Raw genomic sequence first — 15664 nt, forward strand, 5'->3', positions numbered from 1 at the left:
TTCGACGCGCGTGAAAAGGGTTAGTGTATCGACAGACGGCGATAACGGTTAACTTGTTGTTCGAAAAATCGGGCAACGTCATGCCTGCAGAGACGTACGGACTGGTGAGCCTGCTTCCGGCGTTCCTCGCAATCGTCCTGACGTTGGCGACGCGACAAGTGCTCATGTCGCTGTTCGCCGGCATCTGGATCGGGTCGACCATCCTCGTGGGATGGAACCCGATTGCCGGGGCCGCACGCTCGCTCCAGTTCGTCATCGCCAACGTGACCGACTCGTTCAACAGTACCATACTGCTCTTTACCTTCCTCATCGGCGCGATGCTGGGGATGGTGTTCCTCTCCGGCGGGATGAGTGCACTCGCGAACCGCATCGCGAGTCGTATCAAGACCCGCCGGCAGGCAGAGATCGGAACGTCGCTTCTCGGGATGCTCATCTTCGTCGACTCCTACGCGAGTACGATGATTACGGGGTCGGTGATGCGTCCCATCACGGACAAGTTCGACATCAGCCGCGAGAAACTCGCGTACCTGCTCGACTCGACGACGGCCCCGACAGCCAGTATCGCCGTCGTCTCGACGTGGCTCGGCTTCGAAGTCGGCCTCATCAAACAGCAGTTCGACGCCGTCGGCGTGCAGGCGGACCCGTTCGTGGTGTTCCTCCAGAGCATCCCGTTCCGGTTCTACAGCCTGCTCGCACTCGCACTCGTCTTCGTCGTCGTCCTCGCGGGATGGGACTTCGGACCCATGCAACGGGCCGAGCGCCGCGCCCGCGACGAGGGAAAACTCGTCGGCGACGACTCGACGCCGCTCATCGAGACACAGGAAGACGACATCGAGACGCCCGACCACGTCGACCCGCGCTGGTGGTACTTCGCCGCGCCCATCGTCGCACTCGTCGCCGTGACGGCGTTCGGCCTGTTCTACAGCGGTGGCATCCTCGAAGGCCGCTCAGTCGTCGACTCGCTCAGTAACGCGGCCACCGGCAAGGCCATCCTCTGGGGGGCGTTCGCCGGTTGTGCGACAATCCTCGCCATCCTCGCCGGCCACGCTCGAATCGACCTCGACGACGTCGACGACTCCATCTTCGAGGGGTTCAAGATGGTGATGTTCCCCATCGCCATCCTCTCGCTCGCGTGGAGTATCGGTGCGGTCAGTCAGGCACTCGGCGTCGGCGCGTACGTGTCGGGCGTCGCCGAGGGCATCATCACGCCCACCATCCTCCCGATGATCATCTTCCTCTCGGCGATGATCATCAGCTTCTCCATCGGGACGTCGTGGGGAACGATGAGTATCCTGTTCCCCGTCGCGGTGCCGCTCGCAGCGTCGTTGAGCGCACCGTTCGACATCACCATCGCCGCCATCCTCACCGGGTCGCTGTTCGGTGACCACTGTTCGCCCATCAGCGACACGACGGTGCTGTCGAGCATGTTCGCCGCCAGCGACCACGTCGACCACGTCAACACGCAGATTCCCTACGCGCTGCTCGCCGGGTCTATCGCGACGGTGCTGTTCCTCGCGGCGGGGATGGGGATGAACGTCTGGGCGGTGCTCGTGGGGGGAGTCATCGTGCTGGTTCTCGGCGCGTACGTGCTCTCGGAGCATCTGACCGTGCCGAAGGTGGCGTTCTTCGACTCCTAACCCGTTCAGCGCAGCGCTTTTTCGACTAACTCGACCGGATGCGGTGGCCGCCTCGCGCCCGCTCTGTCGCCGAGTTGCGTCCGACACGACGCACCCGATGCGGCGACGACGTCGCCGCCGCTCTCGTCGACCTGTTCGAACAGAATCGACCCAATCGCTTGCGACAGGTCGTAGTGTTCGGCTTCGTAGCCGAACGACCCGGCCATCCCACAGCATCCCGAGTCGAGGGCGTCCACCTCGTAGCCGACGGCCGCGAGGACGGCCGCCGCGTGGTGGTCTTTGTTGAGCGCCTTCTGGTTACAGTGGCCGTGATACGTGACTCGCTGTGTCACCTCTCGAACCGGTAGCGACGTGGCGAGTCGGTAGGTGTCGAGGAACTCCAACACGCCGTAACTCGACGCGCCGACGCGCGCTACCGCATCCCCTGCGAGCAAGTCCGCGTACTCGTCTTGGAACATCACCACGTCCGAGGGTTCGACGAAGACGACGGACCACCCCTCGTCGACGAGCGGCGTGAGCAGGTCGACGTTGTGCTCGGCCCGCTTCTGCGCTAAATCGAGAAAGCCGCCGGAGTACGCCGCCCGACCGCTCGGTGCGGCGTCGAACGGGACGGCGACGTGGACACCCGCGGCTTCGAGCACGCGCACGGCGGCTTTCCCCGCCTCGGGGTAGACGTAGTTGGTGTAGGTGTCGGGAAAGAGCAGGACGCGATGCTCGGCAGTCTCGGGTGCGACGCGACTCCCACGGCGACTGAACCACGTCTCGAAGGACTCCGAGGCGAACGTCGGCGGGTCTCGGTCGGCGGCGATGCCGCCGACTCGTTCGAGCAGTCTCCCCGAACCCGGAATTCTCGACGCGGCGTTGGCGACGGGGGCGAGTGCGCTCCCGACCGAGGCGACTCGGTCGATGTTCGCGAACAGACGGTCCCGGACCGTCGCGCTCCCTTGCTCGTGTGACTGGTGTTTCACCTCGGCTTTCAGTTTCGCGAGGTCGACCCCCGTTGGACAGTCGTTCTGACAGCCTTTACAGCCGATACAGAGGTCTAACACCTCCGTCTGGAACCGCTCGGAGGTGAGTTCCTCTTGCGGGAGGTCACCGCTGATAGCCGCTCGAAGGAGGTTCGCCCGACCACGGGTCGTCTCCGCCTCGTCCTTCGACGCGCGATACGTCGGGCACATCGTGTCGCTCCCTGTCTGTCGACAGGTTCCACAGCCGTTACAGAGTTCGACGAGGTGGGCGAACCCGCCGTCGCCGTCGAAGTCGAGCGTCGTCTGCGGTTCGACCGACTGGTAGGCCGGACCGTACCGGAGATGCTCGCGCATGTCCGTCGGGTCGTCGTCCTGAAAGACGACTTTGCCGGGGTTCAACCGCCAGTCGGGGTCGAACGTCGACTTCACCTCTTTGAACGCCGCCCAGAGAGTGGGACCGTACATCTTCGGGTTGAACTGCGTCCGCGCGAGGCCGTCGCCGTGTTCACCCGAGAAGGAGCCGTGGTGTTCCAACACGAGGTCGGTAATCGCCTCCGAGATGCTCCGCATCGTCTGAATCTCTTCGTCGCGCTTGAGGTTCAGGATGGGCCGGATGTGGAGCGTCCCCGACCCGGCGTGTGCGAAGTAGGCGGCAGAGGTGCCGTGGTCGGCCAACACCGCCTCGAACTTCCGAACGTACTCGGCGAGTTCTTCGGGTGGAACGGTCGCGTCCTCGATGAACGGGTACGGTTTCGGGTCGCCCTCCATCGACATGAGGAGCGGAATCGCCGCCTTCCGAAGCTTCCAGAGGTCGGCTTGTTCCTCGTCGGTGTACGCGTGAACCGAGTGGAACGCGTTACCCTCACTGACGAAGTGTGCGTCTGTCGCCGTGACCGCGTCTCGGAAGTCGTCGTGGCGTTCCGAGTCGAACTCCAGCATCAGCGCGGCGGCGGCCTCCTCGGGTATCGGTGCGGCGTACTGTGCGAACTCGGGTGACCCACGCGCGAGTCGAAACACCTCGTCGTCCATCAGTTCGACCGCGCTCACGTCGAATTCGAGCGCCCGAGGGACGGCCTCCATCGCTTCCACGAGGTCACGGTAACAGTAGAGGACGAGCGCCGTGGATTCGGGTTTCGTGACGAGTGAGAGCGTCGCTTCGACGACGATACCCAACGTCCCCTCCGCACCGACGAAGAGCTTCGAGAGGTTGATGACTCGCTCGCCGTCCGTGCGTTCGTAGACCACCTTGTGGAGGTTGTACCCCGAGACGTTCCGCTTCAATTTCGGGTAGCGCGTCTCGATTTCGTCGGCGTTCTCCTCGACGAGCCTTCGAACAGTTCGGTAGAGTTCGGCCTCTCTATCGTCTCGCTCGACGATATCGTCCCACTCCTCGCTGTCGAGAACGACCTCTCGGGTGTGAATCAGCGACCCGTCGGCGAGCACTACGTCGAGTTCCTCGGTGTAGGCGTCGGTGATGCCGTACCTGACCGAGTGTGCGCCGGTCGAGTTGTTCCCGATGCCCCCGCCGACGGTTGCACGGTTCGACGAGGCGGGGTCGGGAGCGAACTTCAGCCCGTGGGGTTCGAGTGCGGCGTCGAGGTGGTCCTGCACGACGCCGGGTTGGATGCGTACACGCTTCTCTTCGGGGTCGATGTCGAGGATGTCGTTCAGATGTTTCGAGAGGTCGAGGACGACACACCCCGGCCCGACGGCCTGTCCCGCCAACGACGACCCGGCCCCGCGGGGGAGGATGGGCACGTCGTGTTCGGCCGCGACGCGGACGGCCGCCTGCACGTCGTCGACGTCGCGCGGGATGACGACACCCGCTGGCCGGGCCTTGTAGATACTGCCGTCCGTCGCGTAGAGCAGTTGGCTGTACTCGTCGAACCGCACGTCACCAGTGACGTGTTCGCGGAGGTCGGAGGCGAGTGCCGTGTACGCCGCAGCGTCACGGACGTCGTAGTCCCGTGTCGCCTGGAACGCCGCGAAGTCGTGTCGGCCACTCGCTGGCTGGTCAGCCGCCATGTAGTCTTGTACGAACGATAATGTAAAATTCTATGGGTGAGAGTGGCACACAATCGAAAGACACTAGAGCAAACTGATACGTGTCCCGGCGACAAGGTGCAGCTATGTCGAACAGTACAGATACCGTCTCGTTCCGCGAAGTCCAACGATTTCGACAGCCGTGGCTGTGGGCACTGCTCGCCTTCGTCGGTGTCGTCTCTGTCGTCGCGGGCGGTCCCATCGGCGTCATCGTCGCCGGTGTCATCGTCGCGTTCGTGTGGTCGTTGAAACTGGAGACTGAGGTCAGAGCCGACGGTCTCTACGTCAAGTTCGCGCCGCTTCATCGGTCGTTCCGGCACGTCGCGTGGGCCGACGTCGACTCCGTCGAGGCGGTGACCTACCGACCGCTTCGCGAGTACGGCGGGTGGGGAATCCGGTTCCGACAGGGTGGACTCGCTTACAACGTCAGCGGGTCGGAGGGCGTCCGAATCGGTCGGCCCGACGACAGAGAGTTGTTAATCGGCTCACAGCGACCGTACGACCTCGCACGGGCGATGCGAGACGCGATGCAGAACGCGGGGTACTGACGCCAACTGTGGGCAAAAGACCCTACGAATCGAAATCACTTTTCGCCGTCTCGTCGCACCCCCACCGTGGACGACACAAAACTCCAGTTCTACGCCCTCTATCTGACGCGCTTCGCGGGCGGGTTCGGGTTCATCACGCTCGTCACCCTTCTTCCGAAGTTCATCGACTATCTCGAACCGTCAGCGGTGACGCTGCTTGGCTTCTCACTCAGCGCTGGGTTCGTCATCGGGATGTACAAGACGGGATTCACGCTCGCACAGACGCTCGCCGTCGTCCCCCTCGCGTGGGGCGGTGACCGCTTCGACAAACGACTCGTGCTCGTCGGGTCGATGGCCCTCGGCGTCGTCGCCTACGCGCTCTTCCCGCTGGCAGATACGAGTCTCTCGTTTATCCTGGCACGCGGCCTGCAGGGCGTCGCCGTCACCGGTGCGGGGCTGATGTCGCTCGCACTCGTCGGTGAGATTGCGGACGAGGGAACACGAGCGAATCACATCGGAAAGGCCAACGCGTCGCGGTTCGCCTCCTCCATCATCGGCGCAGCCACCGCGGGCGGCCTCTACGACTATTTCGGCTCCGACGGTGACGCATTTACGCCTATCTTCGCACTCATCACTGTCATCCTCGCCGTTGCGACGGTCCTCACGTGGCTGTCACTCAACCCAGACCGGACCCGAATCCACGGCTTTCCGTTCTCGGACCTCGCGCTCAACCGCCGCATCATCTCGCTCACGAGTTTCCGCGCGCAGTACGCCGTCGCCGTCACGCTCGTCCGGACGTGGGTTCCCATCTACGCAGGCGTTACTGCGGCCAGTGGTGGTCTCGCCTACGGCGCACTCGCGGTCAGTCTCACCGTCATCGCAGAGAAGTTCTGTAACATGCTACTGCAACCCTACACGGGGAGGGTTTCCGACCGTAGCGGCCGCGCGCTGTTCATCTTCTTCGGCGGCGGCCTCTACGGACTCGTCGCCCTCGCCGTCCCCTTCTCCCCCGCCATCGGCGCGGCGCTCGGTCTCCCGTCGACGCTCCCCGTCCTCGGCCCGCTCTCGTCCGCGTTCATCCCCCTCGTGACGCTCTCGGGCCTCCTCGGCGTCGCCGACAGCTTCCGCGAACCGGCGAGCATGGCACTGTTTGCCGACGAGGGAACCGACGACGGTGGCGTCGCCAGCAGTTTCGGGATCCGCGAACTCGTCTGGCGTCCCGGCAGTGTCGTCGCACCGCTCCTCGGCGGCTACCTGATGGCGGAAGTCGGCATGGAGTGGGTGTTCTACGTCGGCGGTGTGTCGGCCATCACGGGCGTGCTGACGTTCCTCGGCGTCCTCTCGTACTTCCACGGACCGAGCGCACTGACCGAGTGGTAGTCGCGAGAGTCGCGGGAGTCACGAGAGTCGCGGGCGTCGCGGGAGTCCCGTTGCAGGCCTAGTGTCAATACGGCAACGGCCGTACAGTCGGTATGGACACACTCGCTACACCCCCAATTCACCGAGTTTTGACCTCACCAGTCGGCCGGCTACTGGAGACGAACACGATAGAGCGGTTGGGTCTCCGTGGACTTCGTCGTCAGTTCGCTATCGGGCGTGCCCGTGCCGCCGCCGACGTCTCGCTGGGCCACGGTCCCGCTGCCTTTCTCGAAGCGGTCGGGGCCCCACCCGCACCGCATCTCCACGACCGCATCGAGCACGCACTGGCCGAGTACGCGACACGGCGCGAGGCGTTCGACGAAGCGAACGAGCGCTGGGAGACGGCGTTCTGGGGACCCGACGACGTCGACGTCCGCAAACTCGTCGCCGTCGAGCGCGAACGCCGTGAGGCGGCCGACCACCGCGCGCAACCGACTGGTCTCTTCCGATTCCTCGACACCGAGCATCTCTTGCCACCCGTAAAGTACGACGTGCCGACACCGGACGAGGCCGTCCACCAGTGGGAGGGCTATCTGAACACACCCGAACGACTGTACGGGTTCGACGGCCCCCTGCCGACCGTCGAGCGCTCACGGGTGGTTCGCGGTCCCGGTACACGCGAGTCGTTCCTGCGGTTCGAGTCGCCGTCGCCGTACTTCGAGACGGCGACGGCCCGCGTGTACGAACCGAGCGAAGAGAGACGAGAACTGCCGACGCTCGTCTTCAACCACGGTCTCGGCATGATGAACGATACGATGGCGTACTGGCCACCGGAGGCCGCCCTCGCCAGACCGCTCGCTCGCGAGGGGTACCGCGTCGTCCTGCCGGACGCACCGTGGCACGGTCGCCGGGAAGCACTCGGCTCCTATAGCGGCGAACCGTACCTCGCGAAGGGGCCAGTGGGGATGTTCCATCTGTTCTCGGCGGCGGCGCTGGAGAACGGCGTCCTCGTCGACTGGGCGCGAGGGGAGAATGCACCCGCCGTCGCCGTCGGCGGCCTCAGCCTCGGCGGCATCACGACGCTCCACGTCGTCGGCCACTGTGGGTCGTGGCCGGCGTCGACTCGGCCCGACCTCGCGTTCCCCGTCGGCGCACCCGGCGTCATCGACGAGACTATCGTCCGAAGTCGCTTGCTCGAACTCCTCGACACCGGTGACGCGCTTCGGGCGGCCGGGTGGACACCGGCGCGACTCGGCGAGTTCGGACCACTTCTGAACCCGCCGACGACGTGCGGTATCGACCCCGCTCGCGTCGTCTGTTTCACCGGGTCACGAGACGAAGTCGCTCCGGCCGACACGACTCGGTGGCTCCTCGACTCGTGGGACGTTCCTCCTGAGAACCGCGTCGAGTGGGACGTCCGACACATGGGTGTGCTGATGCAGATGCTCAGACACGACGAGTTCAGAGACCGAGTGAAATCGGAGTTCGAAGCGTTAGAAGCAGTGAACGAAGCGAGAACAGACGAATCAGAACCGAAAGCGCAGTAGCGCAGTAGTTACTCGTCGAGGAAGTCGGGTTCGGCGCGTTTCTCCTCGCGTTCGTCTTCGAGGTGAGCACGGAAGTCGTCGATTTCGACGTCCTTGCGCTCGCGTTCCTTCCGGTCACGCACCGAGATGGTCTGCGTCTCCTGTTCGTCGCCACCGACGATGATCATGTACGGCACACGGTCTTCCTGCGCTTCGCGAATCTTCCGGCCGAGCGTCCACGAGCGGTCTTCGACGCCGACGCGGAAGTCACCGAAGTCGCGGTTCTGGAGGCGCTTCGCGTAGCCGAGTTGGTCGTCGCTGATAGGGAGGATTCGGACCTGTTCGGGGGCGAGCCAGAACGGGAACTTCCCGTTGAAGTGCTCGATGAGCACCATGAAGAACCGCTCGTAACTGCCGTAGAGCGCGCGGTGAATCATCACCGGCTGGTGTTCCTCGTTGTCCTCGCCCGTGTAGGTCAGGTCGAAGCGGTCGGGCATGTTGAAGTCCAACTGCACGGTCGGACCGTCCCACTTGCGACCGAGGGCGTCCTTGAATGCGAAGTCTATCTTCGGGCCGTAGAACGCGCCGTCGCCGGCCTCGATACCGTAGTCGATACCGCTGTCGTCGAGGACGGCCTTCAGTTGCGTCTCTGCCTGCTCCCAAATCTCGTCGCTGCCGACGGACTTCTCGGGGCGCGTGGCGAGGGCGACTTCGGCTTCGAGGTCGAACGTGTCGAAGACCTCCAAGATGTTGTCGATGATGAGGTTTATCTCGTCTTCAATCTGGTCGGGGCGGACGAACAGGTGACCGTCGTCGATAGTGAACGACCAGACGCGCGAGAGACCCGAGAGTTCTCCGCGCTGCTCTTTCCGATACACTTTGCCGTCCTCGAAGTAGCGGACGGGCAGGTCGCGGTAGGACCACGACTGCTGGTCGAAGATGGTCGCGTGACCCGGACAGTTCATCGGCTTCAATCCGTACTCCTCGTCGTTGACGTCGAGGAGGAACATGTCGTCGACGTAGTTCTCGTAGTGGCCCGACTTCTTCCAGAGTTCCGTCCGGAACAGGTGTGGCGTCTCGACGGGGTCGTAGCCCGCGTCGAGGTTGAGCTGTTTCGCGTAGTCGGCCAACTCGTCGAGGATGCGCTTCCCGTTGGGGTGATAGAGCGGCAGACCCGGCCCCGTCGTCTCGTCGATGGAGAAGAGTTCGAGTTCCTGTCCGAGCTTTCGGTGGTCGCGCTCTTTGGCCTCCTCTTGCATCTCCAAGAAGTCGTGGAGGTCGGACTCGGAGGCGAACGCCGTCCCGTAGACACGGGTGAGCGTCTCGTTCTCTTCGTCGCCGCGCCAGTAGGCCGAGGAGATGTTGAGGAGTTCGAACGCGCCGATTTCGCCCGTCGACTCGACGTGCGGCCCCTTACAGAGGTCTTCGAACTCGCCCTGTTTGTAGAAGGAGATGGGGTCGTCGCCGGCGGCCTCGGTTTCGAGAATCTCGCGTTTGAACTCGTTGTCCTCGTACTTCGCCAGCGCTTCCTCGCGGTCGACGAGTTCGCGCTCGATTGGGAGGTCCTCCTCGACGATGTCGGCCATCTCGGCTTCGATGTCCTCCAAGTCGTCCATGTCGAGGTCGACGTTTGTCACGTCGTAGTAGAACCCCTGGTCGGTCCACGGGCCGATGGTCAGTTTGGCTTCGGGGTGGAGTCGCTGGAGTGCCTGCGCGAAGACGTGGGCCGCAGAGTGTCGAAGGACGTCGAGATACTCGTCACTCTGGTCGGTGACGATGACGAGATTCGCGCCGTCGTGCAGTGCCGTCGCCTTGTCGACGAGTTCGCCGTCGACGACACCGGCCACCGTGTCCTTGCCGAGACCCGGGCCGATTTCGTAGGCGGCGTCCGCTACGGAGGAGCCCTCGGGGACGGAGAGTTCCGACCCGTCGGGAAGAATGACTACGATGTCGCTCATACGAAAACGGAATCGGAGCGTTCGGATAAGTGTTGTTGAGACGCGCGGCGGTGTATCAGTGCCGAGAAAGCCTTTTCAACTGCGATTAGATGAGGACTACGAATATCAGCACCAAGACCAGGGCAAACCCGGCGAGTCCGAGAAGGGTGACACCGACTTTGTACAGCACGGATTTGAGAAGCGGGCTGCCCGACATGGCGGCGTCTTCGGTTACCGCGGCGTCGCCCTCGCTGTATCCCATCGCGGTGAGCGTGGACTCGCTGCGGTTCGTCGACTCCGAGAGGCGTTCGACGTCGTGGGCCTCCTCCTCGTACCCACCCGCGCCCCAGATGTCGTCACCGCTGTCTATGTCCATACGCGACTTCGCACGTCCACACTCACAAACGTTTCGACGACCCGTCACGTCTGGTTCCAGTCGTCGAGACGGGGAACGTCCATCTTCCGAACAAGTGTACGACCAAACCCTTCAAACCCCCTCCACGACATACCTCACCCATGCGATTCGACCGCCAAAGTGGCGTCTTCATGCACGTTACCTCTCTCCCCGGCCCGCACGGCATCGGCGACCTCGGCGACGGGGCCTACGCCTTCGTCGACTTTCTCGCCGACGCCGACCAGTCACTGTGGCAAGTCTGCCCGCTCGGCCCGACGTCCGCCGCGATGGGTAACTCGCCGTACCAAGCCTACTCGGCGTTCGCCGGCAACCCGCTTCTCGTGAGTCTCGAACGGTTGGTCGACGCCGGTTATCTGACCGACGACGACCTCGAACCAGTCCCCGAAGCGTTCGACCCCCACGAGACGAACTACGGGGCCGTCGACGAGTACAAGAAACCGTTGCTCCGCACCGCCTTCGAGCGGTTCGAGGAGTCCGCGAGCGACGAGGACCGCGAAGCGTTCGAGGCGTTCTGTGAACGCGAGGCCGAGTGGCTCGACGGCTACGCACTGTTCATGAGTCTCAAAGAAGAGTTCGACGGCGCGCTCTGGACCCAGTGGCCTCACGACGTGAAGGTCCGCGACGAGAGCGCCCTCGACGAGTATCGAGAAAAACTGGCCGACGATATCCGGTACCGGGAGTTCGTCCAGTTCGTCTTCGACCGCCAGTGGCACGACGTCCTCGACTACGCCCACGAGAAGGGCGTGGAACTCGTCGGCGACTTGCCCATCTACGTCGCCCTCGACAGCGCCGACGTGTGGGCCGCCCCGGAGGCGTTCGACCTGAACGACGAGCACGAACCCGCCTCCGTCGCGGGCGTCCCGCCGAACGCCAACGACGACGGCCAGCGCTGGGGCAACCCGCTGTACGATTGGGAGACGTTGCAAGAGACGGGCTACGAGTGGTGGATCGCCCGACTCGACCGTCTGTTCGAGATGGTCGACGTCACCCGACTCGACCACTTCAAAGGCTTCGACGAGTACTGGGCCATTCCCGCCGACGCCGACAGTCCCGCCGCCGGCGAGTGGCGCGACGCACCCGGCTACGACTTCTTCGAGACGGTCGAAGCCAAATTCGGCGACCTGCCGTTCATCGCAGAGGACCTCGGGTTCATCGACCAGCAACTCATCGACTTCCGCGAGGAGTTCGACTTCCCCGGCATGAAGGTGCCGCACTACGCCAACTGGTGTCAGGGCGGCGACCCGAACCAACCGATGCACTACCCCGAAAACGCCGTCGCCTACTCGGCGACGCACGACACGAACACCACCGTCGGCTACTACCATTCGCTCCCCGACGAACAGAAAGACTGTCTCCACTACAACCTCGGTGTCGACGGCAGCGACATCCACTGGTCGATGATAGAGGCCGTCTGGAACTCCAACGCCGTCATCGCGCTCGCGCCGATGCAGGACCTCCTCGGACTCGACAGTCACGCTCGGTTCAACACGCCCGGAACGGCCGAAGGCAACTGGGACTGGCGCTGTACGAGAGACGGGTTCGCCGACGACGTGTCTGGGCATCTCTCCATGCTGACGGACATCCACATTCGGTAACTCGGGCACGCTCCCCGACTCGCACTCTCTCGTTCTCTCGCAGCCTCTCAGTTCTCTCGAATCCCCACTCTCACTCCTCGACAGCGACACCCCTGGAGTCGAACCAATCGTCGAGCGTCAGCCATAGCTATTCAGCGCGTGAAGACGGAGAAAGACAGTCGTGGGTGGTTGTCGGACGCGTTACCGTCAGTGGGTGGTTGTCGGACGCGTTACCGTCGCGGGTGGAGGACGCCGTCGATGTTGACGAAGTGATCACGAGTGCCGACGTGACGGCCGGTCGCGCGGACGAGTCGCCACGTCGTGACGAACAGACTGACCAGGAGACAGAGACCGGCGAGTGCGACACCGAACGTCGACACCGTCGCGAGCGTGAGGAGTTCACCGGCCGCCACGAGGACGAAACCGAGGACTGTTCCGAACGAGGCCGTTTCGAGTGTATCCATGGTGATGTACTCCGGTACAGAGCCGTATAAGCCGCACGTTCGGGAGGCTCAGCGCTTCTCTGTGCCATGGTCGGGAGTGTCGTGTGACGGTGTTGCAGCAGGGTCGCGTGAGACAGCACAGACGGCGAGGTGACACAACGGTTTTGTCACGCCGATTCGACGAGCGAGTGTGAAACGGCCACTCGGATACGTGTCGCTCGTCCTCGCGGCAGTCGCCGCCCTGTTCGGTGGGTTCGTCCAAGCAGCGGCCCCGTTCGGTTCGGTCGCTGTCGGCGATACCTCCCTCGACGTCGTCGTCGCCAAAGTCCTCCTCGCCTCGGCCGTCCTGCTCGGGCTGAACGGCCTCTATCTACTCGTGACACGACTCCTCGTCGACCGGAGCGTGAGCAAGCGCCGCGCACACGACGTGCGGAACCTCTTTCGTCTCGTGTTCGGCGCCGTCGCGCTCTTCGCCGTCCTCGGCATCGTCACCGAGCAGTGGGTCGGCGTGCTGTTCTCGCTCGGTATCGTCGGATTCGCGGTGACGTTCGCGCTCCAGCAACCGCTGCTCTCGCTTCTGGGGTGGGTCTACATCATGCTGCGGCGACCCTACACCGTCGGTGACCGGGTGAAGATAGCCGAGTCGAAAGGCGACGTCATCGCCGTCGACTTCCTCGCGACGACGATTTGGGAGATAAACGGCGACTTGGTCTCGTCGAATCAACCCTCGGGACGAGTCGTCACCGTCCCGAACAGTGTGGTTCTCTCCTCGCAGATAGTCACCTTCGGCGGCGAGGGATTCCCGTTCGTCTGGAACGAGATTTCGATTCAGGTGTCCTACGAGACGGACCTCGCGTTCGCCTGTGACACCATCGCCGCCGAGGCAGACGACTACCTCGGCGACCAGATGGCGGCCAACATCGCTCGGTACCGCGAGGAACTCTCGGAGACACCGGTCGAACTCGAAGTGCAGGACCGACCGACCGTGAACGTCGCACAGGGCGAGTCGTGGGTCGAACTCCGTCTGCGCTATCTCGTCCACCCGCGCCGCGGGCAACGAGTCAAGAACGAACTCTACCGGCGGATACTCACTCGTTTCAACGAACATCCGGACCGCGTCGGATTCCCTGTCGGTCGCAACCGCTGACCGGTGTCGAGACCGAACCGTTCACGCGGTCTACGCCGACGGTGAAGGCCGACGGTGAAGGGGCGGCGGTGACCGGAGATAACACGGGCGACTGAGGGGTGCTGGCGACCGACCGCGACCGAAACCCCGAAAGCCGCGCTCTCCGTTCGTTCGCTCGATGGAAACCGGCGCGATTCCGCTGACCGACCTCGACGGCGACTTCGACCTGCAGGCGACCGTCGAGAGCGGACAGAGTTATCTCTGGGACCGAGCGGACGGCGGAATGTACGACGAGATGAGCGTCCACGGCGGCGACGAGTGGTACGAGACGGTCGTCCCGCCGCTCTCGGGCGTCTCCGACGAACAGGCCGTGGTTCGCGTGCGCCAGACCGACGGCGTACTGGAGTGGGAGTCGACGACCGACGCGGTGCCGATTCTGACGCATCTGCTCCGTCTCGACGACGACCTCGATGCGATTCTCGACGCGACACCCGACGACGGCCTGCTCGACCGGGCCTACGCCGCGTATCCGGGGATGCGCCTCGTGCGCGACCCGCCGTTCGCCTGTCTGATTTCGTTCATCTGCTCGGCGCAGATGCGCGTCTCGCGCATCCACGGGATGCAGATGGCGCTCGCCGAAGCGTTCGGGAGCAGCGTCGAGATGGACGGCGAGGAGTACCACGCGTTCCCGACGCCGGAGCAACTGGCGGCGCGAACGGAGGACGAACTCCGTGACCTGAAACTCGGATACCGGGCGCCCTACGTCCAGCGGACGGCGGAGATGGTCGCCGACGGCGAGGCGCACCCGGACGAAGCACTCGGTCTGGCGTACGAAGACGCCCGTGAGTCGCTGACGCGGTTCGTCGGCGTCGGCGACAAGGTAGCCGACTGTGTGCTCCTCTTCTCGCTCGGGTTCTTGGAGGCAGTTCCGCTGGACACGTGGATTCAGAGCGCGATTGCGGATTACTACCCCGACTGCGAGCAGGGGAGTTACGCCACGACGTCGCGGGCGATTCGGGAGGCGCTCGGGGGGCAGTACGCGGGCTACGCACAGACGTACGTCTTCTACTACCTCCGCGCCGGTGGTGAGTAAAGGCGGCCGAGCGACGAGCGAAGCTATTCGAGTAACGAGTCGGTTCTGAGTAAACAGCGAGCGACTGGCGGTATCTGACCACATCCGAGCGTATTTGTACCTCCGAAGATGGGTAGGAAGCACGAACGATGACGCCCCTCTCCGATACGCTCGACTCGCTCACTTCGGTCAGTGCGGCCGACCTGGTCGGCGGGTTGCTGGTGCTCTGGGTGCTGACGCTCGGTAGCGTGCTCACGAGCAGCGTCGACCCGGCGACGCCGCCGACCTGGTGGGGCGTCGCGGGCCTCTTGTTGACGCTGGCGAGCGTCACCGTCGCGGCCGTGTTGTCCCGCCAACTCACCGACGCGGGGACGCGGATGGAGACGGTTTGGGAAGTGACGTCCGAGCAGGGAGTCGAAGGCGTCGAACACGCCGCCTCGGACCCACACGTCGACGCCGACGACGCGTGGTCACGAGAGTCCGCACAGACGCGACGCGACGAGAGCGACACCCACTCGCGACACAACCGCTGAGGTGTCAAACTATTTGTTAGTAGCGTGCCAAGTGGCGAGCATGGCCTCCGAAACGACCGGTTCGTCGCTCCCACGCGCAGTCCTGACGGGTGTCGCCGTCGCCGTACTGGTGTTTCCGTTCCTCACCGCGTTCGGTATCCTCGGCAGTCTCACGTGGTGGGCCTTCGTCGGCCTCTTCGTCGGACTCGTCGGCGTCGTGACCGCCGCCGTCGTGGCTCGGCGACGAGGGGATAGAGCCGACGGCGAGAGCGTCTGGGACGCGATTCCCGACTGGCAGTACGACGGCCGCCACGTCGAGTCCGGCGGGTTAGCGCGAGGTGAGCAGGAGAAGGCGCTCCGTCAGTTACAGCAACGCGCAGAGTGGGAGCAAGAGCGGTCGGAGTGAGGTGCGGTAGGACGAGTTCTTTTTTCAGAGTACAGTTAGGGCAGTTCGGATGAGTTCGTCTTCGAGACAGCGACGACAGCACTCGCGAGGCGGCCTACGACTGCTTGACAGGCGAGACA

Annotated in this window: 13 protein-coding genes; 9 read left to right on the forward strand and 4 right to left on the reverse strand. The window is 64.0% G+C overall.

Annotated features, from left to right (window positions below; all coding sequences use genetic code 11):
• Positions 1 to 80 precede the first annotated feature (80 nt).
• Positions 81 to 1637 (forward strand): Na+/H+ antiporter NhaC family protein, encoded by a 1557-nt coding sequence (locus BM083_RS19715; protein WP_089871872.1) that lies wholly within the window; start codon positions 81 to 83, stop codon positions 1635 to 1637.
• A gap of 5 nt (positions 1638 to 1642) precedes the next feature.
• On the opposite strand, the gene BM083_RS19720 is transcribed toward BM083_RS19715, so the two are convergent.
• Positions 1643 to 4630, reverse strand: coding sequence for an FAD-binding and (Fe-S)-binding domain-containing protein (locus tag BM083_RS19720; protein ID WP_089871874.1), 2988 nt, complete (start codon positions 4628 to 4630; stop codon positions 1643 to 1645).
• Between the two features lie 104 nt (positions 4631 to 4734).
• On the opposite strand from BM083_RS19720, the gene BM083_RS19725 reads away from it, so the two are divergent.
• The 3 genes from BM083_RS19725 to BM083_RS19735 all read left to right on the forward strand — a co-directional run bounded on the left by BM083_RS19725 (position 4735) and on the right by BM083_RS19735 (position 8081).
• Positions 4735 to 5196, forward strand: coding sequence for a hypothetical protein (locus BM083_RS19725; RefSeq protein WP_089871876.1), 462 nt, complete (start codon positions 4735 to 4737; stop codon positions 5194 to 5196).
• Positions 5197 to 5262: 66 nt separating this feature from the next.
• Positions 5263 to 6555 (forward strand): MFS transporter, encoded by a 1293-nt coding sequence (locus tag BM083_RS19730; RefSeq protein ID WP_089871878.1) that lies wholly within the window; start codon positions 5263 to 5265, stop codon positions 6553 to 6555.
• Between the two features lie 92 nt (positions 6556 to 6647).
• Positions 6648 to 8081: an alpha/beta hydrolase family protein gene (locus BM083_RS19735; protein WP_089871880.1), complete on the forward strand. Its 1434-nt coding sequence runs from the start codon at positions 6648 to 6650 to the stop codon at positions 8079 to 8081.
• 8 nt (positions 8082 to 8089) lie between these two features.
• On the opposite strand, the gene thrS is transcribed toward BM083_RS19735, so the two are convergent.
• Positions 8090 to 10018 carry a threonine--tRNA ligase gene (gene thrS / locus BM083_RS19740; RefSeq protein WP_089871882.1) on the reverse strand — a complete coding sequence of 643 codons (1929 nt, stop codon included), beginning with the start codon at positions 10016 to 10018 and terminating at the stop codon, positions 8090 to 8092.
• Between the two features lie 85 nt (positions 10019 to 10103).
• Positions 10104 to 10373, reverse strand: a complete 270-nt coding sequence (locus BM083_RS19745; RefSeq protein WP_089871884.1) for a hypothetical protein — start codon at positions 10371 to 10373, stop codon at positions 10104 to 10106.
• A 140-nt stretch (positions 10374 to 10513) separates the two neighbouring features.
• On the opposite strand from BM083_RS19745, the gene malQ reads away from it, so the two are divergent.
• Positions 10514 to 12007, forward strand: coding sequence for a 4-alpha-glucanotransferase (malQ, locus tag BM083_RS19750; protein WP_089871886.1), 1494 nt, complete (start codon positions 10514 to 10516; stop codon positions 12005 to 12007).
• Positions 12008 to 12216: 209 nt separating this feature from the next.
• Here malQ and BM083_RS19755 read toward each other — a convergent pair whose 3' ends face one another.
• Positions 12217 to 12450, reverse strand: coding sequence for a hypothetical protein (locus tag BM083_RS19755; RefSeq protein ID WP_089871888.1), 234 nt, complete (start codon positions 12448 to 12450; stop codon positions 12217 to 12219).
• A 169-nt stretch (positions 12451 to 12619) separates the two neighbouring features.
• Here BM083_RS19755 and BM083_RS19760 point away from each other — a divergent pair, with 169 nt between their 5' ends.
• From BM083_RS19760 to BM083_RS19775, 4 genes are all read left to right on the forward strand, one after another.
• The gene (locus BM083_RS19760) at positions 12620 to 13576 is read left to right on the forward strand and encodes a mechanosensitive ion channel family protein (protein WP_089871889.1); all 957 of its coding nucleotides are present in this window, start codon (positions 12620 to 12622) and stop codon (positions 13574 to 13576) included.
• A 157-nt stretch (positions 13577 to 13733) separates the two neighbouring features.
• The gene (locus tag BM083_RS19765; protein ID WP_089871890.1) at positions 13734 to 14648 is read left to right on the forward strand and encodes a DNA-3-methyladenine glycosylase family protein; all 915 of its coding nucleotides are present in this window, start codon (positions 13734 to 13736) and stop codon (positions 14646 to 14648) included.
• A gap of 128 nt (positions 14649 to 14776) precedes the next feature.
• The gene (locus BM083_RS19770; protein ID WP_089871892.1) at positions 14777 to 15160 is read left to right on the forward strand and encodes a hypothetical protein; all 384 of its coding nucleotides are present in this window, start codon (positions 14777 to 14779) and stop codon (positions 15158 to 15160) included.
• A gap of 40 nt (positions 15161 to 15200) precedes the next feature.
• Positions 15201 to 15545 (forward strand): hypothetical protein, encoded by a 345-nt coding sequence (locus BM083_RS19775; protein ID WP_089871894.1) that lies wholly within the window; start codon positions 15201 to 15203, stop codon positions 15543 to 15545.
• The last annotated feature ends 119 nt before the right edge of the window (positions 15546 to 15664 follow it).

This window comes from Halogranum rubrum (assembly GCF_900114455.1).
Classification (GTDB): Archaea; Halobacteriota; Halobacteria; order Halobacteriales; family Haloferacaceae; genus Halogranum; species Halogranum rubrum.

Excerpts from the sequence above, each read along its gene's own strand:
- BM083_RS19715 (WP_089871872.1), top strand. The coding sequence starts at position 81 with ATGCCTGCAGAGACGTACGGACTGGTGAGCCTGCTTCCGGCGTTCCTC.
- BM083_RS19720 (WP_089871874.1), bottom strand. The coding sequence starts at position 4,630 with ATGGCGGCTGACCAGCCAGCGAGTGGCCGACACGACTTCGCGGCGTTC.
- BM083_RS19765 (WP_089871890.1), top strand. The coding sequence starts at position 13,734 with ATGGAAACCGGCGCGATTCCGCTGACCGACCTCGACGGCGACTTCGAC.
- BM083_RS19755 (WP_089871888.1), bottom strand. The coding sequence starts at position 12,450 with ATGGATACACTCGAAACGGCCTCGTTCGGAACAGTCCTCGGTTTCGTC.
- thrS (WP_089871882.1), bottom strand. The coding sequence starts at position 10,018 with ATGAGCGACATCGTAGTCATTCTTCCCGACGGGTCGGAACTCTCCGTC.
- BM083_RS19725 (WP_089871876.1), top strand. The coding sequence starts at position 4,735 with ATGTCGAACAGTACAGATACCGTCTCGTTCCGCGAAGTCCAACGATTT.
- BM083_RS19770 (WP_089871892.1), top strand. The coding sequence starts at position 14,777 with ATGACGCCCCTCTCCGATACGCTCGACTCGCTCACTTCGGTCAGTGCG.
- BM083_RS19735 (WP_089871880.1), top strand. The coding sequence starts at position 6,648 with ATGGACACACTCGCTACACCCCCAATTCACCGAGTTTTGACCTCACCA.
- BM083_RS19745 (WP_089871884.1), bottom strand. The coding sequence starts at position 10,373 with ATGGACATAGACAGCGGTGACGACATCTGGGGCGCGGGTGGGTACGAG.
- BM083_RS19775 (WP_089871894.1), top strand. The coding sequence starts at position 15,201 with ATGGCCTCCGAAACGACCGGTTCGTCGCTCCCACGCGCAGTCCTGACG.
- malQ (WP_089871886.1), top strand. The coding sequence starts at position 10,514 with ATGCGATTCGACCGCCAAAGTGGCGTCTTCATGCACGTTACCTCTCTC.